At 31.1% G+C, this 21460-nt stretch carries 21 protein-coding genes and 3 tRNA genes; 13 read left to right on the forward strand and 11 right to left on the reverse strand.

Annotation, left to right across the window (positions count from 1 at the left end; all coding sequences use genetic code 11):
• Positions 1–2: 2 nt before the first annotated feature.
• Genes E7419_06040 through lon form a run of 6 tightly spaced genes read right to left on the reverse strand, consistent with a single transcriptional unit; the run spans position 3 to position 7658 of the window.
• Complete coding sequence (locus E7419_06040) at positions 3–710, reverse strand: ABC transporter (GenBank protein MBE7014750.1); 708 nt, start codon at positions 708–710, stop codon at positions 3–5.
• Positions 711–1658: an ATP-binding cassette domain-containing protein gene (locus E7419_06045; GenBank protein ID MBE7014751.1), complete on the reverse strand. Its 948-nt coding sequence runs from the start codon at positions 1656–1658 to the stop codon at positions 711–713.
• A 30-nt stretch (positions 1659–1688) separates the two neighbouring features.
• Entirely contained in the window at positions 1689–3482 is a 1794-nt protein-coding gene (aspS, locus tag E7419_06050) for an aspartate--tRNA ligase (protein MBE7014752.1), read from the reverse strand.
• A 1-nt stretch (position 3483) separates the two neighbouring features.
• Positions 3484–4740 carry a histidine--tRNA ligase gene (locus E7419_06055; GenBank protein ID MBE7014753.1) on the reverse strand — a complete coding sequence of 419 codons (1257 nt, stop codon included), beginning with the start codon at positions 4738–4740 and terminating at the stop codon, positions 3484–3486.
• A gap of 9 nt (positions 4741–4749) precedes the next feature.
• Positions 4750–5328: a YihA family ribosome biogenesis GTP-binding protein gene (locus E7419_06060; GenBank protein ID MBE7014754.1), complete on the reverse strand. Its 579-nt coding sequence runs from the start codon at positions 5326–5328 to the stop codon at positions 4750–4752.
• Positions 5329–5339: 11 nt separating this feature from the next.
• A complete protein-coding gene (lon, locus tag E7419_06065; protein MBE7014755.1) occupies positions 5340–7658 on the reverse strand; it encodes an endopeptidase La in 2319 nt (772 codons plus the stop codon).
• A 240-nt stretch (positions 7659–7898) separates the two neighbouring features.
• Between lon and E7419_06070 the strand changes: the two genes are divergently transcribed.
• From E7419_06070 to E7419_06080, 3 genes are all read left to right on the forward strand, one after another.
• Positions 7899–8387: a hypothetical protein gene (locus E7419_06070; GenBank protein ID MBE7014756.1), complete on the forward strand. Its 489-nt coding sequence runs from the start codon at positions 7899–7901 to the stop codon at positions 8385–8387.
• Between the two features lie 47 nt (positions 8388–8434).
• Positions 8435–9298 carry an RluA family pseudouridine synthase gene (locus E7419_06075; GenBank protein ID MBE7014757.1) on the forward strand — a complete coding sequence of 288 codons (864 nt, stop codon included), beginning with the start codon at positions 8435–8437 and terminating at the stop codon, positions 9296–9298.
• 97 nt (positions 9299–9395) lie between these two features.
• Positions 9396–9470: transfer RNA gene (locus E7419_06080), tRNA-Gly, on the forward strand.
• A 159-nt stretch (positions 9471–9629) separates the two neighbouring features.
• Here the strand turns inward: E7419_06080 and E7419_06085 are convergent.
• Both E7419_06085 and spoIID read right to left on the reverse strand, forming a co-directional pair.
• Complete coding sequence (locus E7419_06085) at positions 9630–10322, reverse strand: M23 family metallopeptidase (protein ID MBE7014758.1); 693 nt, start codon at positions 10320–10322, stop codon at positions 9630–9632.
• A 36-nt stretch (positions 10323–10358) separates the two neighbouring features.
• Positions 10359–11363 (reverse strand): stage II sporulation protein D, encoded by a 1005-nt coding sequence (gene spoIID / locus E7419_06090; GenBank protein ID MBE7014759.1) that lies wholly within the window; start codon positions 11361–11363, stop codon positions 10359–10361.
• A 97-nt stretch (positions 11364–11460) separates the two neighbouring features.
• Between spoIID and E7419_06095 the strand changes: the two genes are divergently transcribed.
• The 6 genes from E7419_06095 (at position 11461) to E7419_06120 (ending at position 18185) form a co-directional block, all read left to right on the forward strand.
• Positions 11461–12825: a citrate/2-methylcitrate synthase gene (locus E7419_06095; protein MBE7014760.1), complete on the forward strand. Its 1365-nt coding sequence runs from the start codon at positions 11461–11463 to the stop codon at positions 12823–12825.
• A gap of 82 nt (positions 12826–12907) precedes the next feature.
• Positions 12908–14785 carry an ABC-F family ATP-binding cassette domain-containing protein gene (locus E7419_06100; protein ID MBE7014761.1) on the forward strand — a complete coding sequence of 626 codons (1878 nt, stop codon included), beginning with the start codon at positions 12908–12910 and terminating at the stop codon, positions 14783–14785.
• Positions 14786–14885: 100 nt separating this feature from the next.
• A complete protein-coding gene (locus E7419_06105) occupies positions 14886–15833 on the forward strand; it encodes a DUF1385 domain-containing protein (protein MBE7014762.1) in 948 nt (315 codons plus the stop codon).
• On the forward strand, positions 15827–16678 hold the full coding sequence (prmC, locus tag E7419_06110; GenBank protein ID MBE7014763.1) for a peptide chain release factor N(5)-glutamine methyltransferase: 852 nt from the start codon (positions 15827–15829) through the stop codon (positions 16676–16678). The genes E7419_06105 and prmC overlap by 7 nt, the downstream gene beginning before the upstream one ends.
• Before the next feature lie 20 nt (positions 16679–16698).
• The gene (locus E7419_06115) at positions 16699–16857 is read left to right on the forward strand and encodes a rubredoxin (GenBank protein ID MBE7014764.1); all 159 of its coding nucleotides are present in this window, start codon (positions 16699–16701) and stop codon (positions 16855–16857) included.
• Positions 16858–17024: 167 nt separating this feature from the next.
• The gene (locus tag E7419_06120; GenBank protein MBE7014765.1) at positions 17025–18185 is read left to right on the forward strand and encodes an FprA family A-type flavoprotein; all 1161 of its coding nucleotides are present in this window, start codon (positions 17025–17027) and stop codon (positions 18183–18185) included.
• A 33-nt stretch (positions 18186–18218) separates the two neighbouring features.
• Here the strand turns inward: E7419_06120 and E7419_06125 are convergent, their stop codons facing one another.
• Positions 18219–18710 (reverse strand): ECF transporter S component, encoded by a 492-nt coding sequence (locus tag E7419_06125; protein MBE7014766.1) that lies wholly within the window; start codon positions 18708–18710, stop codon positions 18219–18221.
• Positions 18711–18836: 126 nt separating this feature from the next.
• Between E7419_06125 and E7419_06130 the strand changes: the two genes are divergently transcribed.
• Positions 18837–19634: an AraC family transcriptional regulator gene (locus E7419_06130; protein ID MBE7014767.1), complete on the forward strand. Its 798-nt coding sequence runs from the start codon at positions 18837–18839 to the stop codon at positions 19632–19634.
• 16 nt (positions 19635–19650) lie between these two features.
• On the opposite strand, the gene E7419_06135 is transcribed toward E7419_06130, so the two are convergent.
• Together E7419_06135 and E7419_06140 are read right to left on the reverse strand one after the other, a co-directional pair.
• A complete protein-coding gene (locus E7419_06135; protein MBE7014768.1) occupies positions 19651–19872 on the reverse strand; it encodes a hypothetical protein in 222 nt (73 codons plus the stop codon).
• Between the two features lie 59 nt (positions 19873–19931).
• On the reverse strand, positions 19932–20144 hold the full coding sequence (locus tag E7419_06140; protein MBE7014769.1) for a DUF739 family protein: 213 nt from the start codon (positions 20142–20144) through the stop codon (positions 19932–19934).
• 129 nt (positions 20145–20273) lie between these two features.
• Here E7419_06140 and E7419_06145 point away from each other — a divergent pair, with 129 nt between their 5' ends.
• From E7419_06145 to E7419_06155, 3 genes are all read left to right on the forward strand, one after another.
• A complete protein-coding gene (locus E7419_06145) occupies positions 20274–20897 on the forward strand; it encodes a helix-turn-helix domain-containing protein (protein ID MBE7014770.1) in 624 nt (207 codons plus the stop codon).
• Positions 20898–20964: 67 nt separating this feature from the next.
• A tRNA-Thr gene (locus tag E7419_06150) sits at positions 20965–21040 on the forward strand.
• A gap of 8 nt (positions 21041–21048) precedes the next feature.
• Positions 21049–21124, forward strand: a tRNA-Lys gene (locus tag E7419_06155).
• The last annotated feature ends 336 nt before the right edge of the window (positions 21125–21460 follow it).

The raw sequence follows: 21460 nt of genomic DNA on the forward strand, positions 1-21460 counted from the left end.
TTTTACTCCCACCTTTTTTTATCTATCATTCGTATTGTTAAGAATATAAATATACCTGCAAATGAAAGATAATACATTATGCTGTCCCATGCTAAAAGTCCCATTCCGAAATTATCAAAACGTATTGACAATGAGAAGAAACTAAACATATCATAAAGCCACTGAGGATTTCCGAATATATTAGGTATCATCTCTGCAAAATAGAACACAATAAGCATTGCAAATGATACAAGTGCAGAAATAATAAGGTTATTTGATACAGAAGATACAAATACACCAACTGAAACAAAAGCAGCACCAAGTATAAGTTCACCGACATATAATATTAAAAACGATGTAAAATCAAAAGGTGCAAATAAGGATATTATAAATGCATAAATAAGTATAATCGACATTATAAGAGCATAAACAACATACGCTGATAAGAATTTTCCCATAACAATAGACGTTATTGAGTTAGGGGAAGTAAATAACAGCTGGTCAGTTTTCTGAGTTTTCTCTTCTGCAAAAAGACGCATAGTAATTATAGGAACAAGGAAAACAAAAACCGTATTTATATTGTAACAAACATATAACAATGTTGTATATCCGTACATAACATTATAAAGTATAAAAAATACAAATGATATTACTAAAAACAAACTCATAAGTATATATATAAGAGGCGAATTAAAATATGAATTAAGTTCGCGTTTAAATATTGCTTTCATTTAATTTCCCCTCCCCAAATTCTGATTTGTAAGTTCTATAAATACATCCTCTAAACTCATCTTAGACGCCTGAAGCATAAGAATCGGCATAGATTTTACAGCCAAAGCGTTAAACAAAGTTTTTCTTACATCAAAACCTGCTTCGACATCTATTATAAAATCATAAGAGTCGTTTTCTTTTATGCCGACTTCTTTGATTTTTCTTATTCCAGTAACAGATTCTAAAACATTTTTGATCGCATTTCTTTCGCCTGCTATACGAACTGTAAGCTGTTGTTTTGTTGTATGAATGTTAGATAGGTTTTCAGGCGAATCTTCCGCCACAATCTGACCTTTACTTATAATAACAACTCTGTCGCATATTGCACTGATTTCCTGTAAGATATGAGAACTTATTATAATGGTTTTACTTTTCCCAAGTTCTTTTATCACATTTCTTATTTCAATAATCTGCTTAGGGTCAAGACCAACAGTAGGCTCGTCAAGAATAAGAATTTCAGGATCTCCGATAAGAGCACTTGCAAAACCTACTCTTTGTTTATAACCCTTTGATAAATGTTTAATAAGTCTGTCTTTAACATCTAAAATACCAACTGATTTCATTACCTCAACTATATGTTTGTTTAAGTCAAGTTTTACTTTTTTAAGTTCATAAACAAATTTCAAATATTCCAAAACTGTCATATCAAGATAAACAGGAGGAAGTTCAGGAAGATATCCAATCTTCTTTTTAACTTCGGTCGGATTGTCTAAAACCTCAAGACCGTCAACTTTAACGCTTCCTTTAGTATATGATAAGTAACCTGTTATAATAGACATTGTAGTAGTCTTACCTGCGCCGTTAGGACCTAAAAACCCTAAAATTTCCCCTTTATTTACAGTGAAGCTTATATCTTTTAAGCATGGCCTTTTACCGTAATTTTTATAAAGATGCGATATTTCAATCATTGTTAAGTTCCTCTCTCTTATAAATACATATTATTCAGATTTAACACACTTAATATATAATTCCTGAAGTTGTTTATCATCAACAAGGTTAGGTGCATCTGTCATAAGTTCAGATGCATTCTGAACTTTAGGGAATGCGATAACATCTCTTATAGAATCTTTTTTGGCAAGAAGCATAACAAGTCTGTCAAGTCCGTAAGCCATTCCTCCGTGAGGTGGTGTTCCGTACTTAAATGCTTCCATAAGATGCCCGAACTGTGCCCATGCCTGTTCTTTGGTAAAACCAAGTTTTTCAAACATTTTCTGTTGAAGTTCAGTATCAAATATTCTGATACTTCCTCCGCCTATTTCACAGCCATTAAGCACCATATCGTACGCTTTTGCTCTTACATTTTGAGGCTCGGTATCTAAAAGTTCAATATCATCATCTTTAGGAGATGTAAACGGATGATGTTTAGCATTAAAGCGTTTTTCTTCTTCGTCATATTCGAACAATGGGAAATCAACTACCCACAAGAAATTGAATTCATCTTTATTTATAATATCAAGTTTTGCAGCAATATGGCATCTTAGTGCACCTAAAGAGTCGTAAACAACGCTGTTCTTATCTGCAACAATAAGAAGAATATCGCCAGGTTTTGCGCTCGTTTTTTCTATCATTCCTTCTATTTCTTCTTCTTTTAAGAATTTTAAAACCGAAGAACGAACGCCGTCATTATCAACAATCATATAAGCAAGACCTTTTGCTCCATAAGTTTTAACAAATTCGGTCAAGGCATCTATTTCTTTTCTTGATAAACTTTGTGTTCCGTCTTCTTTTCCATCAACTTTAATACATCTAACGCTGCCACCATTATTTATTGCAGAGGAAAATACATTAAAATCAGTATTTTTAAGAACATCACTTAAATCACAAAGTTCCATTTTGTATCGTAAGTCAGGTTTATCAGAACCAAATCTGTCCATCGCCTCTTTATATGGAAGTCTTAAAAACGGAGTTTTGATATCCATATCCATAACGTCTTTAAATAAATGTTTAATAAATCCTTCATTAATTTCCATAACATCGTCTTCATTAACAAAGGACATTTCCAAGTCAATCTGAGTAAATTCAGGCTGCCTGTCTGCTCTTAAGTCTTCATCTCTGAAACATTTTACAATCTGGATATATCTGTCCATCGAAGACAGCATTAAAAGTTGTTTATACTGTTGCGGAGATTGAGGCAACGCATAAAATTTATTTGGATGAACACGGCTTGGAACAAGATAGTCCCTTGCTCCTTCAGGTGTACTTTTAGTAAGCATTGGAGTTTCAATTTCTAAAAATCCGTTTGCGTCATAATAATCTCTTGCGGATTTTGCAACCTTATGTCTTAAAATAAGATTTTCTTTCATATCTTTTCTTCTTAAATCAAGATATCTGTATTTTAATCTGAGCGCTTCGTTTGCATCAGAATTTTCTTCAATGGCAAAAGGAGGGGTTTCAGATTTGGATAAAATTCTAAGTTCGGAAACTTTAACTTCTATTTCACCTGTTTTAAGGTTAGGATTAACTGCTCCGCCTCTTTTTTGAACAACACCTTTTATTGCAATAACAAATTCTTTTCTTAAAGTACTTGCTTTTTCTTTAAGTGATTCCTCGCAGTCTTCACCAAAAAAAACTTGACAAATTCCCGATACATCTCTTAAATCAATAAACAAAAGACTTCCTAAATTTCTGTAATTATGAACCCAGCCCATAAGTGTTACTTCTTTTCCTATATCATCCTTAGTAAGCAAAGCCACTCTGGAAGTTCTTTTCATACCTTTAATATTCTCTGCCATTTTAATTTCCTCCAAACATATTTAAAAGTTCGTCATAATTTAAAAGTACTGTTTCTCCGCTGTCCATATTCTTTATATTGAACTTATTATTATTTATTTCTTCTTCGCCGATTACAACTGTATATTCCGCATTAATTTTATTAGCATACTTAAGTTGTGCTTTTAACGTTCTTCCCATAAAATCTTTTTCGCATTTTACATTATTTTCTCTTAAATCACTTACAAGTTTTTGAGAAAAAACATCAGCACTGTCATCTAATGAGGCAACAAACAGTTTAATTCTTTCTTCTTTATCAAAAGGAATATCAAGACTCTCCATAACAAGCAGCAATCTTTCAAGTCCGATAGCAAATCCCATTCCGGGCATTGATTTGCCTCCGATTTCTTCGATTAAATTATCATATCTTCCGCCGCCACATACAGTTCCCTGTGCGCCAATATCAGTTGATATAAATTCAAAAACTGTTTTGGTATAATAATCAAGACCTCTCACAATGCCTTTATCAATGTTGTAATCAATCTTCATACTGTCAAGATATTCACACACTTTATCAAAATGAGTTTTACATGAATCACACACACTGTCAAACATTGTAGGTGCATCTTTCATAATATTTTGACACACGCTTGATTTACAGTCAAAAATTCGCATTGGATTTTTAAGTAGCCTGTCCTTACATGTATCACATAAAGATTCTTTTTTATCATTAAGAAATTCAAGTAATTTTTTGTTATACTCTTTTCTGCACTCGGGACAACCAATGTTATTTATGTTAAGTGTCAGTTTTTTAATACCTAAAGTATCAAAAATTCTTTTTGCTATTGAAATAACTTCCGCATCACATGAAGGAAGAGATGAACCATACATTTCAACCCCGAACTGTCTGAATTCTCTTAACCTGCCTGCCTGAGGTTTTTCATATCTGTAACATGGAATAATATAGTAAAGTTTAGTAGGCTGACTTTCAGCATACATACCCGTTTCGATAAAACTTCTTGCAGCTCCGGCAGTCCCTTCAGGTCTTAAAGTAATACTCCTGTCGCCTTTATCTAAGAATGTGTACATCTCTTTTGATACAACATCGGTTGTATCCCCTACACCTCTTTGGAAAAGTTCGGTATGTTCAAAATTAGGTGTTCTTATTTCCTTAAAATTATATTTATCAGAAATATCCCTTAATTTTTTTTCAATATAATGCCATTTATATACATCTTTAGGTGTTATATCAATTGTACCTTTTGGTGCATTTACTATCATTTTATATCCTCATTTCATAATTATTGTTTCAACAAGATTTAAAATTTCTTCTCTTCCATACCCTGACTGCGAAGAAAACGGATAAACACTCTCTATTCCAAAAAACTCTTTAAACTCTTCAATACGAGGTTCTATTTTAGTTTTGGCAAGTTTATCTACTTTTGTTACAATTATAATGGGCTCAAAACCTTTTTCAACAATAAAGTTATACATAACAATATCATCATTTGTTGGTTCGTGGCGCACATCTAAAAGAAGAAAAACTGATTTTAAATTTTCTCTTTTGTTAAGATAATTTTCTATCATTTTCCCCCAGGAAATCTGCTCAGCCTTTGAAACATTGGCAAATCCATAGCCAGGTAAATCAACCAACATAAACTCGTTATTAACTTTAAAAAAATTAATAAGCCTTGTTTTACCCTGATTTTTACTGACTTTGGCAATATTTTTCCTCATCAAAAACTTATTAACGAATGATGATTTCCCGACATTTGACCTTCCCGCAAAAGCAATTTCAGGAAGAGTGGATGAAGGATACCCCGAACTTTTAACAGCAGAGGTAACAAATTCAGAATTTTTTATTATCATATTATTACCTCCTATACCAATGCGTTCTCGAGTACTTCGTCCATAGTTTTTACAGGAATAAAATTAAAATCGTCAACGATCTCTTTTGGAATATCCTCTAAATCTTTCAGATTATCAAAAGGAATTATTATATTATATATTTTGTGCCTGTGAGCAGCAAGTGCTTTTTCCTTAAGACCACCGATTGGGAGAACTCTTCCTCTGATGGTAACCTCTCCTGTCATTGCAACATCATTTCTTACTTTTTTATTTGTAAGGGCAGATACAACCGCAGTTGCCATTGTTATGCCTGCAGACGGTCCGTCTTTCGGTGTTGCACCTTCAGGAACATGAATATGGATATCTTTTTTATCGTAAAAATCTTTTTCTATTCCCAGTTTGTCAGCTTTTGACCTTATATAGCAAATTGCAGCTTTAGCCGACTCTTTCATAACATCTCCAAGTTGACCTGTGAGTTCAATATTTCCTTTTCCATCCAGTATATTTGCTTCAATATTTAAAAGCGTTCCTCCGTAACTTGTGTAAGCAAGACCGTTTACAACTCCCTGCTCGCTCATTTTCAATTCATTGTCATCAATATATTTTCTTGCTCCTAAATATCTGGAAACATCTTTATCAGTAATTTTAACTAAAGAAAGATTTGAAATTTTAATTTCATAAATTGCTTTTCTTATAAGTTTTGCAATTTCTCTTTCTAAATTTCTTACTCCTGCCTCAATAGTGTAATAATCAATAATTTCCTTTATTGCACCATCAGTAATATTAACGGTTTTACTTGTAACATTATGTTCTTTTAACTGTTTTGGAAGTAAGTGTTTCTTTGCAATATTGAATTTTTCAAGATATGTGTAACTTGAAAGTTCAATAATCTCCAGCCTGTCAAAAAGAGCAGGAGGAATTTGTGCTGCGGAATTCGCTGTTGTGATAAACATTACTTTGCTTAAATCAAATGGAATTTCAAGATAATGATCCCTGAAATTATGGTTTTGCTCTTTATCAAGAACTTCTAAAAGAGCAGATGCAGGATCGCCTCTGAAATCCTGTGCCATTTTATCTATTTCATCAAGAAGAATAATAGGGTTTTTAGAACCTGCATTTTTAATTGCATTAATAATTCTTCCCGGCATAGAACCGATATACGTTTTCCTGTGACCTCTTATATCCGCTTCGTCACGAACACCTCCAAGTGAAAGGCGGGCAAACTTTCTGCCTGTTGCATTTGCAACTGACGAAACAACTGAAGTTTTACCAACTCCGGGAGGTCCGATAAGGCACAATATCATACCATTCTTTTCGGGTGCATGTTCTCTTACTGCTATATATTCAAGAATTCTTTCTTTTACTTTTAAAAGACCGTAATGTTCCTTATCAAGTTGCTTTCTGCATTTATCAAGGTTAGTTTTTTCTTTTGTTTCTTTATTCCATGGCAATTCGAAAACAGTATCAAGATATGTTCTTACAACTGTTGCCTCATGAGAATTGTCAGGCATTAACTGCAAACGTTTAATTTCACTTCTGATTTTTTCTTCGGTTTCTTTAGGAACCGAAATTTTTTTTAGTTTTGCAAAGTAACTTTCAATTTCATCATCGTTATTATCGCTGCCAGTAAGTTCGTTCTGAATAACACGAAGTTGTTCTCTTAAATAGTATTCTTTCTGGTTTTTATCAATATTATCTTTCACTCTTACGGCAATAGAATTTTTTAATTTTAAAAGTTCTATTTCTGACATAAGAATTGACATAAGAAGTTCCAGACGCTTTGATATTGAAACTGTTTCAATTAACATCTGCCTTTTTTCAAGTGATATATCAAGGTTTGCAGATATAATATCAGAAAACTTTTCAACATCATCCAAAGAAGAAGAAATCAGATTGAATATATCAGGACTCACATGTTTGGTATAAGCCACATATTCGTCAAAAAGAGAAACAATATTTCTTATGGTTGCTTCAGTTTTTTTGGATATTCTCTTAATTGTTTTAATTTCAACAGGTGTTACACTCCCTGTAATATATGGTTTCAAAGCAAGGATTGCGTCTAATTTTGCTGTTTTAATACCTTTAACCAATACTCTTAAGTTATTATCAGGTAATTTTAAAATCTGCTTTATTATCGCAACAACACCAATCTTGTATAAATCATCAAATTTTGGATCATCAACATCTGCATCTTTTTGAGCAACAATAAATATCACCTGTTCATTTTTCATAGCAGTATTAACTGCATTGACGGAAATATCACGCTGAACATCAAGCGTAATTGACATTTCCGGAAATATATTAAGCCCTCTTAATGCTAAAACAGGCATTGTAGTATTTTCAAATTTCATTAATTTTCCTCCAGATAGGCATTTTAGTGTTAACCTCTATATGCCTTAATGTTTATTTAAATTTGAAGTTTTCGTATATCAATAGACATAAAAACACATTTTCATTTTATTTTACTACAAAAATCATTTTTTTTCAAGTGTGAATATTTAAAATTAACAGTTTATTTAAATATTAAATATAATATTAAGGGGCGAAAATATCTTTCACCTCTCAGAAAAAAATTAAAAATAGGTGATTTTATGTGTAACAACAATTTATATAAATATATTATTCTTGTTTTAAGTGCAATTACAGGCATAGCGTTTGGAGTAATATTCAGTTTGGGAATTTTAACAAATGTACTTGCTGTTATTCCCTATTTTGCAGTAATTGCAGCGGTAATTTTGGCAATTTTAATTATTCTTTTACTTCTTCCAATAAACAGGAAAAAGGCATTATCAAAATGCTTATGTCAGTATGGCGGTATTATAGCAGTAACTTCTATCTTAACCATCGCTTTAGTTCTTGTGATACTGTCTGTTACCCTTGCGGCAACAAGCACATTAAGTGCTGTTTTAGTCGGATTATTATTCGCTCTTATTTCAGCAGTTTTTTTAAGTTTTCTGTTTTTTATTTACTGCATAATTAACAAAAAATGCGGATGTAATAATTCTTATAATAACAACTATTGCTGCTACAGTGCAAATAACACATCAAATGTTGATTCTTGTGGTTTTGATTTAGAATAAATTTGACTTTTTTCAAAAAACAAATATAATAAATTACGGTGAGATAAATGAAAGAGATTGAAATTAAGATAAAAAAAGAATATTCGGGCGATGAAATAAAAAAAGTTTTAAAGAAAGAACTTGATATTTCAAATAAAGTTTTAACAAAACTTAAAACTTTTCCTGACGGCATAACTTTAAACGGTAAAAAAGCATTTGTAACTGTTAAAGTCAGTGAAAATGATATTCTTAAAATAAGACTTTATGATAAAAATTCAGAAAAAATAATACCAAGTGATATACCACTTGATATTATTTTTGAAGACGATGATTTACTTGTAATAAACAAACCAAGAAATATGCCTACTCACCCATCTTTAAATCACTATACCGATACTCTGGCAAATGGTGTAATGAACCTTTATAAAGATAAAAATTTTACCTTCAGAGTTATTACCCGTTTAGACCGTGATACATCGGGAATAGTTATTGTGGCAAAAAACAAACTATCTGCTCAGAAATTATCTTTAAATATGCAGAAAAAAGAAATAAAAAAAGAGTATTATGCAATATGTATGAATACTTTAAAAAACAAATCAGGAAGAATAGATTTGCCTATAAAAAGAGTTGACGGTTCAGGCATATTAAGAGAGGTCAATCCATTGGGAAAAGAGGCAATAACCGACTATGAGGTTGTTAAGGAAAAAGATAATCTATTCCTTGTAAAGTTAAACCCCTTAACAGGAAGAACACATCAATTAAGAGTACACTTATCTTATCTTGGAACTCCTATTATCGGGGACAGTTTGTACGGGCCTTTCGAAAAAGGAGAAAAAACTCTTCTTCATTGTAAAAAAATTAAATTAAATCATCCTTTAACAAATCAGGAAATGGTGTTTGATGCTCCGTTTCCCTGCGATATGGAATTTTAATTCAATTTAAAAAAGGGCGGATAAATTTATCCGCCCAAATTTTTTTAAAAAAACACTTGATTTTTAAATAAAAGTATGATAGTATAGTAAGAGTGATGCGGGAGTGGCTCAGTGGTAGAGCGTCACCTTGCCAAGGTGAACGTCGCGAGTTCGAATCTCGTCTTCCGCTCCAGAAAAAGCGACTTGTCAAAACAAGTCGCTTTTTCAGTTAAATCCATCTTGTGACGGAATAAATCCACTATCGCAGATGAAATCGCCTTTGGCGGATAAAAGACGGATTTAATTTCATCGTGAACAGAGTGAACGATTTCATTATTCAATATCCATAACTCTACTTAACATATTCCAATGGATTAACAAATACATCATCTTTTTTCAGTTCAAAATGCAGATGTTCTTCGTCAGCCGATTCAAAGATTGCCGTTTCTCCTACTCCGCTTATAACCTGACCTTCAGTTACACTTTCGCCTTTTTTCACCATTTTATCGCTTGACAAATTTTTATATATACTTTTAAATCCGTTATTGTGATTTATTACTATTACTATCCCCTCAAGAGAGTCGGTATAAATATCTTCAACCACGCCATCGGATACGGAAAAAACCGCTTCACTTCTTTTGGTTTTTATATCTATTCCGTTATGCGTTCTGTAATCTTCAAAAGTTTTTGAATAAACAAGATTATCTTTTGAAAACTCTTTTAAAACATCTCCCGTAACAGGCATTATTATTTTAAAGTCGTTTGATAATTTAGGTGCCATTACTTCGGTTGTTTCTTCGTTCTTCTTTTTTTCAACTGTTTTTACAATTGTTTCTTTCTTCTCATCTTTTTTTATTGCTGTTTCATTTTTTGAAACAGGTGGTGCATAAAACTCTACTTCGGGTGGTGGAGCAAGTGCTATTTTACGAGCCTTATATTCATTATAATATTTTACTCCGAACATTATCCCTGCAACCAGTACACATAAAAGACAAACTGAAAAAACAATATAATAATTCTTAAGTACCTTTAAAAATTTATCCATAAAAAATTCCTCCTGAGTATATATTAGCCATTTGGTCTAAATATTATACATATCCTTTAACTCAATACCGGAGTAATATTTTTTTAAAATCTGGTCGTAAGTATATCCGTTCTCTGCAGCATAATTTGCGCCATATTGACTCATTCCCACACCGTGCCCATTGCCTGTTACATTAAAAGTTACTTTATCACCTACTACTATTTCAAAATTTGTTGACCTTAAGCCGAACAAAGTCCGTATCTCAGTTCCTTTAAACTCTTTGCCTGCTATAATAACTGTTTTCACGCTTCCCGATTCATTATATGTAATATTTCCTATCCAACTTTTTTTGTCATTTCCGAAAGTTGTATCATTATTAATACTTTTTATTTTTTGCTTAAATTCTTCTATACTTACTTCTTTAATTGATTTAAATCTTGGCGATTTATCTTCTCCTTCGCTTTCCACACTTCTTAAATAAGGCAAAGCGTTCTGCCATACATCTTCGGAATTTTCAGTTTTACCGCTGCTTGTTGAATGAAACACTGCAGAAATAGGCTCATTATTATAAGTAATTATTTGTCCTCTTGTTTCGCTTATTGCGCGTTTAATTTTATTTTTATATGTTTTATCCCATTCTATCCCCCACTTTTTATCTGCTTCATCTTCTGTCATATATGCTTTACAATGGTTAAAATCAGTACACACAATTGCACCTTTGTGTTTTTCGTCCTTTACATCTTCCCTGTTTAAAATAAATGTACGTGCAGCAACTGCCTGCGCTTTTAATGCTTCCAGATTAAAAGACGGAGGCATCTCAGCAGGAAGAACTCCAACCAAATATTCTTCAATATTTATCTTCTCAACTTTATCAAGAGTATGAAAGTAAACTGATATGATTTTTTCATTTTCTTCATTTCTATTCATAACTTTATCCTCATTTTTAACATATACATTTTGCCCTGAAAACATTGAACTCAAGGCAATTATTAAAATCAAATTAAAAATCGGAATAAATAAATAAAAATATTTTTTTGCAAGATTAATTTTTCTTTTTTTCATTTTTTCTCACCTTTTTTCTAAAAAAAATTGACATATTGCACTGATTGTAGTATTATTATATCTATATATATATTATGAAAGGACAAGAAAAATACTTATGGATTTTAAAAACAAAGAAACCACATCAAATTATTTAAGTGAATTATCATCTATATCTACAATTCAGGATAAAATTCCTCAGGAAAAGTATATACAATATAATGTAAAAAGAGGTTTAAGAAACTCCAACGGAACAGGTGTTTTAGTTGGTCTTACCTCAATTGGTGACGTTACCGGATATATTATGGAAGAAAACGAAAAAATTGCAATTCCAGGAAAACTTCACTACAGAGGAATTGACTTAAATGACATAGTTTCTGATATACAATCTGACAACAGACATGGTTTTGAAGAAGTAATTTTCCTTCTTCTTTTCGGTGTTCTTCCAAACAAAGAACAATTAAAAGATTTCAAGGAACTAATTGCAACTTTAAGTCCTCTGCCCGAAGGATTTACGGAAGACACTATTTTAAAAACACCTTGCGAAAATATTATGATAAAATTATCAAGAAGTGTTCTTGCTCTATATTCGTATGACGAGGATGCAGAAGATAATTCTGTTGTTAATGTTTTAAAACAGTCTATCGGTCTTATTGCTAAATTCCCTATCCTTGCTGCTTACGGATACCAGGCTAAAGCACATTATTTTGATAAGAAAAGTTTATATATACATACACCAAAGCCTGAATACAGCGCTGCTGAAAACTTTTTGCATCTTGTAAGACCTGATAATAAATTCACTAAACTTGAAGCAGATATTTTAGATTTAATGCTTATATTACACGCAGAGCACGGCGGAGGTAACAACTCAACTTTTACAACACATGTTGTATCCTCTACAGGTACTGATATATATTCAGCTATTGCTGCAGCTATCGGTTCATTAAAAGGTTCTAAACATGGTGGTGCAAATTTAAAAGTTACATCTATGGCAAAAGATTTAATGAAAAACGTTAAAAACTGGGAAGATGACGAAAAAATAGAAGATTATCTGATAAAAATACTTAAAAAAGAGGCGTTTGATAAGTCAGGTCTGATTTACGGTTTAGGGCATGCTGTTTACACCATATCAGATCCACGTGCAGTTTTACTTAAACAAAAAGCTTTGGAACTCGCCAAAGAAAAAGGAGAAATAAAAAAATTCAAAGTATACGAAGCAATCGAAAGATTAGGTCCTAAAGCATTTAAAAAGGTTAAAGGTGCTGATAAAGAAATATGTGCAAATGTTGACTTGTACTCAGGGTTTGTATACGAACTTTTAGGTATTCCTACAGAACTTTGTACTCCTCTTTTTGCCGTTTCAAGAATTGTGGGATGGTGTGCTCATATTTTGGAAGAACATATTACAGGCGGAAGAATTATTCGTCCTGCATATAAAAACGTAAGCAAGAGAATACCATATACTAAACTAACTGACAGATAGTATATAGAATATTATTATCGGGCGGATGAAGGCATCCGCCCCTACAATTTTTATAAATATATGAATTTTTAAGGGAAAAAATATGATACTTGAAGTTAAAGATTTACTAAAAACCTTCTCAGGAGAGGTTATTTTAGAAAACATCAATTTTAAAATCGAAGATAATGACAGGATTGGCTTAATCGGTGCAAATGGTTGTGGTAAGTCAACCCTTCTTAATATGCTTACCGAAAATCTTTCCTATGATGAAGGCGAGATAATATATCATAATAAAGAAATAGGTTATCTTAAGCAAAATCCTGAATTTGAAACGGATAAAACTATTATTGATGAGGTACGTTCAGTATTTTGCGATCTTTTAAGTATCGAAAAAGAACTTAAAGAAATATATAATACAATTTCTGTTACTAAAGATGAAAAAGAACTTAACGAAATAAACAAAAAATATGCTAAACTTCAAACTTACTTTGAAGCAAAAGACGGATACAATATTGAAGTTAAAATAAACACCGTATTAAATGGAATGGGGTTTTCCGATAAAGATTATAATATGAGAGTAAACAATCTGTCCGGCGGAGAAAAAACAAGACTTGCTTTATGCAAATTGTTACTTAAAGAGCCTGCTCTTTTAATACTCGATGAGCCTACTAATCACCTTGATTTTAAAACGTTAAAATGGCTTGAAGATTATCTTTTAACATATAAAGGCGCAATTCTTATGGTATCCCATGACAGATACTTTTTAGACAAAACTGTAACAAGTATTTTTGAAATTTACAAAGGCAATTTAAAAAGGTATCAGGGAAATTATACACAGTTTGCACAAATAAAAAAGAATATGATTTCTTTTTTACAAAAAGAATATGAAAAGCAGCAAAATGAAATCGAATCATTAAAAGATTATATTGCTAAAAACAAAGTAAGAGCATCAACTGCAAAAAGTGCAAAAAGCAGAGAAAAAGCACTTGAACGTTTAGAATTAATTGAAAATCCAAAAGAATATTTGAAAACAATTTCTCTTAACTTTGAGTTTGATTATGAACCGTCATTCGAACTCTTAGAGGTTGAAAATTTATCCGTAAATATTGAAAGCACTCCCCTTTTTAACAATACTGATTTTAGTGTTAAAAGAGGCGAAAAAATTGCAATTGTCGGAGCAAACGGCATTGGTAAAACAACCTTTTTAAAAGCATTGATGAACAAAGCAGAATACAGTGGGAAAATCAAATGGGGAAAAAATTTAAGAATTTCTTATTTCGAACAGGAAAACCATTCCCTCAACTTAAATAACACACTTCTTAAGGAAATTATGGATAAAACAGATATTGCAACCGAACTGGAAGCAAGAAACGTTTTAGGAAGTCTTCTTTTGAGTGGAGAAGATGTTTTTAAGCAGGTTAAGATGCTAAGCGGAGGAGAAAAAGCAAAACTTAAATTTGCTATTATGAAGATTAAAAAAGGCAATATTCTTATAATGGACGAGCCTACAAACCATTTGGACCTATCCTCTAAAGAAGTGCTTGACGAAAGTTTAAATGACTATAACGGCACAATTATTATGGTTTCACATGACAGATATTTACTTAATAAAATTCCTACAAAAATAGCAGAACTTTCCAAAGACGGTTTTACCATTTACGAAGGAAATTACGATTATTATTTAGAAAATAAAATCGAAGTCGCAAAAGAACCTGTTATAAAAAAAGAAACAAAAGAAAAAGAAAGTTACTATCGTTCAAAAAAAGACCGTGCCGAAGAAGTCCGAATTTCAAACCTTATAAAGAAAACAGAAAAAGAAATTGAAGAATTGGAAGAACAGATAACCACTCTTACAAAAGAAATCTCAGACGAAAACATTTCGTCAGATTATGAACTTTTAAGTAAAAAATGCGAAGAACTTGACAAAACAAAAGAATTACTTAACGAAAAATATAATTTCTGGGAAGAACTCAATATGTAAACTTTGTGTTAAAATTATTGACTTTATCTCTTATAAATGAGATAATATATTAGTTGATAAAAAGTTATAAAAGTCAGCACATCATTACGGAGGTGTTAAAATGAGCAAAGAATTCAAAGCAACAAGCGTTGGGGGTCAGGCAGTTATTGAAGGCGTTATGATGCGAGGCAATAAAGAAATTGCAACTGCTGTAAGATGCCCTGATGGTCACATAGAAATTGAAAAAAAACCACTCAATTTACTTAGCATAAAATGGAAAATAAACAAAATACCAATCTTAAGAGGAGTTTTCTCCTTTTTTGAATCAATGTATACAGGTGTTTCCTGCCTGATGTTTTCAGCAAAGTTTTTTGAAGATGAGGAAGATTCCCCTGAAAAAATGTCTAAGTTTGAAAAATGGTTACAGGATAAATTCGGAGATAAACTGCTTACAATTGTAATGTATATTTCCGTATTGTTTTCACTGATAATCGGAATCGGATTATTTATGCTGCTACCTAATTTTTTAGCGGGTCTTATAAAAATTCCTTTTCCTGATATAAGCGTTGTTCTTTTAAACATCGTTGAAAGCATTGTTAAAATGTCAATATTCTTATTATATCTTTATTTGGTTTCTCAAATGGAAGATATAAAAAGAGTATTTATGTACCATGGTGCAGAACATAAATCTATATTCTGCTATGAACACGGAGATGAACTAACTGTTGAAAATGTAAAAAAATATTCCAGATTTCATCCGAGATGTGGAACAAATTTACTCGTAATAGTTATGATAGTGAGTATTTTGGTTTTTTCCTGTATCTCATGGGGTTCATTAAAGTATAGAATTTTCTACAGGTTATTATTACTTCCTGTTGTTGCCGGAGCATCTTATGAACTTATTAAAATTGCAGGAAAATATGATAATGCTTTTACTAAAATAATATCAAAACCCGGAGTTTTGCTTCAGCATCTAACAACAAAAGAGCCTGATGACAGTCAGATTGAAGTTGCACTTACTGCATTAAAAGCTGTTATCTCAGAAAACAGAGATGAAGACAAATGGTAAAAACAGTTTATGATGCCCTGTTATACGGGACAAATACTCTTAAAAAAAATAATATCGAAAGTTATTTGATTGATGCAAAGGTTATGCTTTGCCATTTATTAAACTGTGACAAAAATTATCTTTTAGTTCATAAAAATGACGAGATTTCTTCTGATTTGTTTTCAAAATATAAAGAATTTATAAATAAAAGAGCAGATAATATGCCTGTTAAATATATAACAGGCATTTGTGAATTTTATTCCCTTGATTTTTACGTTAATAAAAATGTCCTTATTCCAAGACCTGATACTGAAATTATTATAGACTGTGCAATCAAGGAATTTAAAAAAGACGAAGGATTAAAAATACTTGATTTATGTACAGGTTCAGGGTGTATAGGTATTTCCCTTGCCACCAGTTTTAAAAACAGTAATGTTACCATGGTTGATATTTCAGACGGTGCAATAGAGGTTGCAAAAAAGAATATTAGAAAACATAATTTGGAAAATAGAGTAAAAGTAATAAAAAAAGATATTCTTACAGATACTATAGATGAAAAATATGATTTAATTGTATCAAACCCGCCTTACATTAGCGAAAAGGATTATGAAATTTTACAAAAAGATGTAAAGGAATATGAGCCTGAGATAGCATTAATATCCCCTCAGGATGAATATAAATTCTATAAAAGAATAATTGATGTGTATTCTTTAAGTTTAAAAGAAAATGGAATAATTTTACTTGAAATGGGATATAATCAATGGGAATATTTATATAATTACGCAGATAAATCAAATAATTTTTGTAAAATTCAAATCGAAAAAGATTTATCTCAAATTAACAGAGTTTTAATTTTAAAAAAATAACTATAAAAGGAGAAATTACTATGAAGTATGTATGTAATGTATGCGGTTACGTATACGACGAAGAAGTTGGAGAACCTGATGCTAATATAGCAGCCGGTACAAAATGGGAAGATGTGCCAGAAGATTTTACCTGCCCTCTTTGCGGTGTTGGTAAGGAAGATTTTTCAAAAGCAGAATAATTTCTAAAATCAATTAGAAATGAGCATTTAGGAATTAGGAATGAAGCTATAAATTGCATTGCAATTTATGAAATTAATGGGAAGTCTTTGATTTCAAATTGTAGGGGCGCATTCATGAATGCGCCTTACAAATTCCCAGCGATAAATATTCCAAAGGAGAAAGAAAAATGAAAATTACAGATAACATTTATTACATAGGAATAAATGATAAAAATATAGATTTATTTGAAGGACAATACAAAGTAAAAAACGGAATGGCGTATAATTCCTATGTTATTATAGATGAAAAAATTGCCGTTTTCGATACAGTTGAAAAATCATTCGGTAAGGAATGGCTTTTAAATTTAGATAAAGTTTTAGACGGAAAAACTCCCGACTATCTTATCATTCAGCACATGGAACCTGACCATTCTGCCAATATAGATAAATTTATGGAAAAGTATTCTTCTGCTACAATTGTATCAGGCTCAAAATCATTCCCTATGATAAAACAATTTTTTGGAACAGATTATAACGATAGAATGTTAATAGTAAACGAAGGCGACACTCTGGAACTCGGAAACCATACACTTAACTTTATTAATGCACCTATGGTACACTGGCCTGAAGTTATTATGACTTATGAATCTTATACAAAAACATTATTTTCTGCTGACGGTTTCGGTAAATTCGGAACAATTGACACAGATGAAGAATGGTTAGATGAAGCAAGGCGCTATTATATTGGCATTGTGGGAAAATTTGGTACTCAGGTGCAAAATGTACTTAAGAAAGCATCAACTCTTCAAATAGAGAGAATTTGCGCCTTACACGGACCTGTTCTTTCTGATAATCTTTCTTATTATATAGATAAATATGATAAATGGTCTTCCTATACTCCTGAAGAAGACGGAGTTTTAATAGCATATAGTTCAGTATATGGAAACACTGAAGATGCAGTTAATATTTTAAAAAGCGAACTTGATAAGTTGAATTATAAAAATATATCAGTTTTAAATCTTACAAGATGTGATATGCACGAAGCTGTTGCACTTGCATTTAAATATTCCAAACTCATTCTTGCAACAACAACATACAACACAGGAATTTTCCCTTGTATGAGAGAATTTATAAATCATTTAACCGAAAGAAACTTTAAAGCAAGAAAAGTAGGTATTATTGAAAACGGCTCCTGGGCGCCAATGTGCGAAAAAATAATTAAGAAATCATTTGAAAATTCAAATGGAATTGAATATTTTGAAAAAACTATAAGTATTAAATCTAAAGTATCTGATAACAATATTGAAGATATTAAATCACTTGCTAAAGAGATTGTATCCAATTTATAAAGCTACTACTAATTATCTTAAAAAGAGGTAAGTTTAAAACTTACCTCTTTTATTAAACATTTTATAAAATATCATACCGACTATAAGGCTTACGCTTCCCTGAATCAGATTAATCGGTGTATTTATAAGTGATGGTATAAATCCATAAAGGAAACTTTCGAAAATAAGATATCCTGATACCATAAAAAATTCCGAAACAATTCCCCCTAAAAGGAATGGAAGAATATTATTATTTTTCAAAGACAAACGCTTATATAAAGAATAAAATATCAAAGCCATAAGACCTTTAATCAAAAATGTTACAGGTGCATATATGGTATATCCCAATACGATGTCAGAAAGAAATGATCCTATCGAAGCTGCTAAAAATGAGTATGAAGGCGGAAGAATCCATGCCGAAATCAATATAACTGCATCACCTAAGTTTATGTAACCTTTTGGAACAGGAATTTTTATAAGTGCAGTTACAACAAATATAACCGCAGCAAACATTGATGCTCTCACAATTTTTCTCGTTTTATTCATATATTTACATCTCCTTTTTTATTATTCTATCACACAATAAAAAATATGTAAATAAATTTGTTTGACTTATATTTACTTTTTATGTATAATGTATATTAAAACAACCGTTCTACAAGGAAGTGTAAAATGAAAAAACAAACTTTCCTCCCTAAAAGATTGGACATTGAAGGTAAATTCTTCGATGCTGAACTAGTAAAAAATATAAAAACAGGAATGATATACTGTCATTCCCATTTTTTAATATACTTATTTAAAAAGCAACATCTGAGTAACGTTGAATGTAAATTCGAACCCGGTACTGCAATTATATTAAGTCCGTTTGATTTTCAATATAACGAACATTATGATATAGAGTCATCTGATGCCTACTGCATAAAATTCACACATAAAATATTTAGCGAAAATCTTTATAAAATATGCAATTTTGACCACTTCCCCATTGTTGCTAAATTAAATAAAAAAGACTACATGGTGGCAGAAGGGCTATGTAATTTTTTAATTTCAGAAAAATCAAACAGAGCAACTCTTACACAGGAAATACTTATAAAAAATGTTTTAGAGCAATTGTTTATTATAATTTTAAGAAACTCCACAAAAAAAATTTCTCAGGTACCGTCAAACTTATCAATAGTTAATGCTCTTAACTATATTCACGAAAATTTCAGAAATAAGATTAGCATAAAAGACGTTGCTGATATATGTTACTATACACCTAATTATTTTAGTTATTGTTTTAAAAAAGAAATGGGCATTTCCTTTCAGAAATATCTATATAATCTAAGACTTGATTATGGATATAATCTTATAAAATACGGGAACAAAAGCTGTTCAGAGGCTTGCTTTGAATCAGGATTTACTTCTGTTGAATTTTTTTGTACTTCATTTAAAAATAAATTTGGATATTCTCCAAAGAAAACAACTTAATTATTATCATCTTCATTTATTCAAGCAAATCCTCTATTACATCTTTAAGATGCATCAAACTTACTTTATTAGAATTTAATGTAACCAAAATTTCCAGTGCTTTTTTAAGATTTACTGTTACATCACTCACACAAACAGTTCCTTTTTTATCCCTTATACTATATGTATTATACTGTCCAATATCTTCATCGTACTTATTTTCCATATATAATTCATAAGTAATTTCGTACTTTCCCAATATAAGCACTCCCTTTTCAACGCAATATTATGTCATATTTTCGCAAAAAATGCGAATTTTTATTTAAAAAAAATATTGCTTATTTCATTACAATTAAGTTTCAGCAATAAAGATATTCGTAAAACCTCTCCTACTTTAAATTTTGTTTTTCTTTCCAGTTTAGATTTTAAAGTTTTTTCAGAAATCCCCAATTCCTTTGCAAGATAAGGAATTGAATACCCTCTTTTACTGATTAAATTTTCCAACATTAAATTATTCCCCCTATTTCGCATTTTATGCGACAATTTTAATTTAACACATTAATTATTTCTTGTCAACACTTTTTCGCATTTTTTGCAAAAAATAAAAAAGTTTGTTGCAAGTTTAAAAAAAATATGTTAAAATTACTTTGAGGTGGTATAATGAACATCGGACAAAGAATGCGTGATAGACGAATTGAACTTAATATAAATCCCAAGGATATTGCCAAAAAAATCGGAAAGTCTGTTTCAACATATTACAGATACGAAACCGGAGAAATTGAAAAACTTACTATATCCAAAATGTGTGAAATAGCAGAATTTCTTAAGGTATCTCCTATTTATTTACTTCTTGGAAACAATTCTGAAAATGATACTACTACTGAAAAAGCACCTTCAACATATCAATTTCCAAACTATAGCACAACAAAATATAAAGCAAGCCAATCTTATGCCTCCTATCCCTCAGAAGAATATTCTACACAAAAAACAAAAGAGTTATTATTATCACTTGATATGTCAATTGAAGAGTTTTCTTCTTTGACTAATATAAGTGTAGAACAATTAGAAATTTATAAAAAAGGTCAGTGTCTTGTTGATCATAACCATATAATATCAATATCAAATGCATTAGATATACCACCAAGCGATATATTATTCAAAAGAGATGATAGTGCATTACTTAAAAAAATTTCGAAACTTAATGCAATGGAAATAAAAGAAGTTGAAAGATTTATAGATTCTATGGAAAAAAATAAAAGAAATAACAAAAAAAGCACGTATTAAAACAAATTTTATATTGACTTTTTAAATAAAATATAATATAATAATCTTTGTTGTGGATATATTTTATGCTGACGTGGCACAGTTGGTAGCGCACCTCCTTGGTAAGGAGGAGGTCGGCGGTTCAAGTCCGCTCGTCAGCTCCACAATTTATGCACCATTAGCTCAGATGGTAGAGCACCTGACTCTTAATCAGGGTGTCCAGGGTTCGAGTCCCTGATGGTGTACCAAAAAAGCACTTGATTTCACAAGTGCTTTTTTAATACACACATTCTCCATTTCACTACGACGGATGGCGATGTTCTCTTCGTTCCATCCCCATCTCGCAGGGACTTTGAACTATGAAACAATACGTTAAGATTGTTTCATTACTTTCAAACTGATGGTGTACCAAAGAAACTCTTAGAGCCTCAAAGCTTTGAGAGTTTTTTGTTTTTTGTCAAAACGCTAAAAAATGCATTTTGACTAAATTTTGACTAACAAATTTTTTTTGTAATATCAAAATAGTTATTAATTTTTCCAAAATATCCGTCATTATTTTTATTATCTAAATGAGTGTATATTTT

The sequence above is a fragment of the Oscillospiraceae bacterium genome, from assembly GCA_015068525.1.
GTDB lineage: Bacteria > Bacillota > Clostridia > UMGS1840 > HGM11507 > SIG450.

Bases quoted from the DNA above. Each gene is read 5' to 3' on its own strand.
- E7419_06070 (MBE7014756.1), top strand. From the start codon at position 7,899: ATGTGTAACAACAATTTATATAAATATATTATTCTTGTTTTAAGTGCA.
- E7419_06085 (MBE7014758.1), bottom strand. From the start codon at position 10,322: ATGGATAAATTTTTAAAGGTACTTAAGAATTATTATATTGTTTTTTCA.
- E7419_06115 (MBE7014764.1), top strand. From the start codon at position 16,699: ATGAAGTATGTATGTAATGTATGCGGTTACGTATACGACGAAGAAGTT.
- E7419_06140 (MBE7014769.1), bottom strand. From the start codon at position 20,144: ATGCGAAATAGGGGGAATAATTTAATGTTGGAAAATTTAATCAGTAAA.
- E7419_06100 (MBE7014761.1), top strand. From the start codon at position 12,908: ATGATACTTGAAGTTAAAGATTTACTAAAAACCTTCTCAGGAGAGGTT.
- lon (MBE7014755.1), bottom strand. From the start codon at position 7,658: ATGAAATTTGAAAATACTACAATGCCTGTTTTAGCATTAAGAGGGCTT.
- E7419_06075 (MBE7014757.1), top strand. From the start codon at position 8,435: ATGAAAGAGATTGAAATTAAGATAAAAAAAGAATATTCGGGCGATGAA.
- E7419_06130 (MBE7014767.1), top strand. From the start codon at position 18,837: ATGAAAAAACAAACTTTCCTCCCTAAAAGATTGGACATTGAAGGTAAA.
- E7419_06125 (MBE7014766.1), bottom strand. From the start codon at position 18,710: ATGAATAAAACGAGAAAAATTGTGAGAGCATCAATGTTTGCTGCGGTT.
- E7419_06040 (MBE7014750.1), bottom strand. From the start codon at position 710: ATGAAAGCAATATTTAAACGCGAACTTAATTCATATTTTAATTCGCCT.
- E7419_06145 (MBE7014770.1), top strand. From the start codon at position 20,274: ATGAACATCGGACAAAGAATGCGTGATAGACGAATTGAACTTAATATA.
- E7419_06060 (MBE7014754.1), bottom strand. From the start codon at position 5,328: ATGATAATAAAAAATTCTGAATTTGTTACCTCTGCTGTTAAAAGTTCG.
- prmC (MBE7014763.1), top strand. From the start codon at position 15,827: ATGGTAAAAACAGTTTATGATGCCCTGTTATACGGGACAAATACTCTT.
- E7419_06120 (MBE7014765.1), top strand. From the start codon at position 17,025: ATGAAAATTACAGATAACATTTATTACATAGGAATAAATGATAAAAAT.
- E7419_06105 (MBE7014762.1), top strand. From the start codon at position 14,886: ATGAGCAAAGAATTCAAAGCAACAAGCGTTGGGGGTCAGGCAGTTATT.
- aspS (MBE7014752.1), bottom strand. From the start codon at position 3,482: ATGGCAGAGAATATTAAAGGTATGAAAAGAACTTCCAGAGTGGCTTTG.
- E7419_06095 (MBE7014760.1), top strand. From the start codon at position 11,461: ATGGATTTTAAAAACAAAGAAACCACATCAAATTATTTAAGTGAATTA.
- spoIID (MBE7014759.1), bottom strand. From the start codon at position 11,363: ATGAAAAAAAGAAAAATTAATCTTGCAAAAAAATATTTTTATTTATTT.
- E7419_06055 (MBE7014753.1), bottom strand. From the start codon at position 4,740: ATGATAGTAAATGCACCAAAAGGTACAATTGATATAACACCTAAAGAT.
- E7419_06045 (MBE7014751.1), bottom strand. From the start codon at position 1,658: ATGATTGAAATATCGCATCTTTATAAAAATTACGGTAAAAGGCCATGC.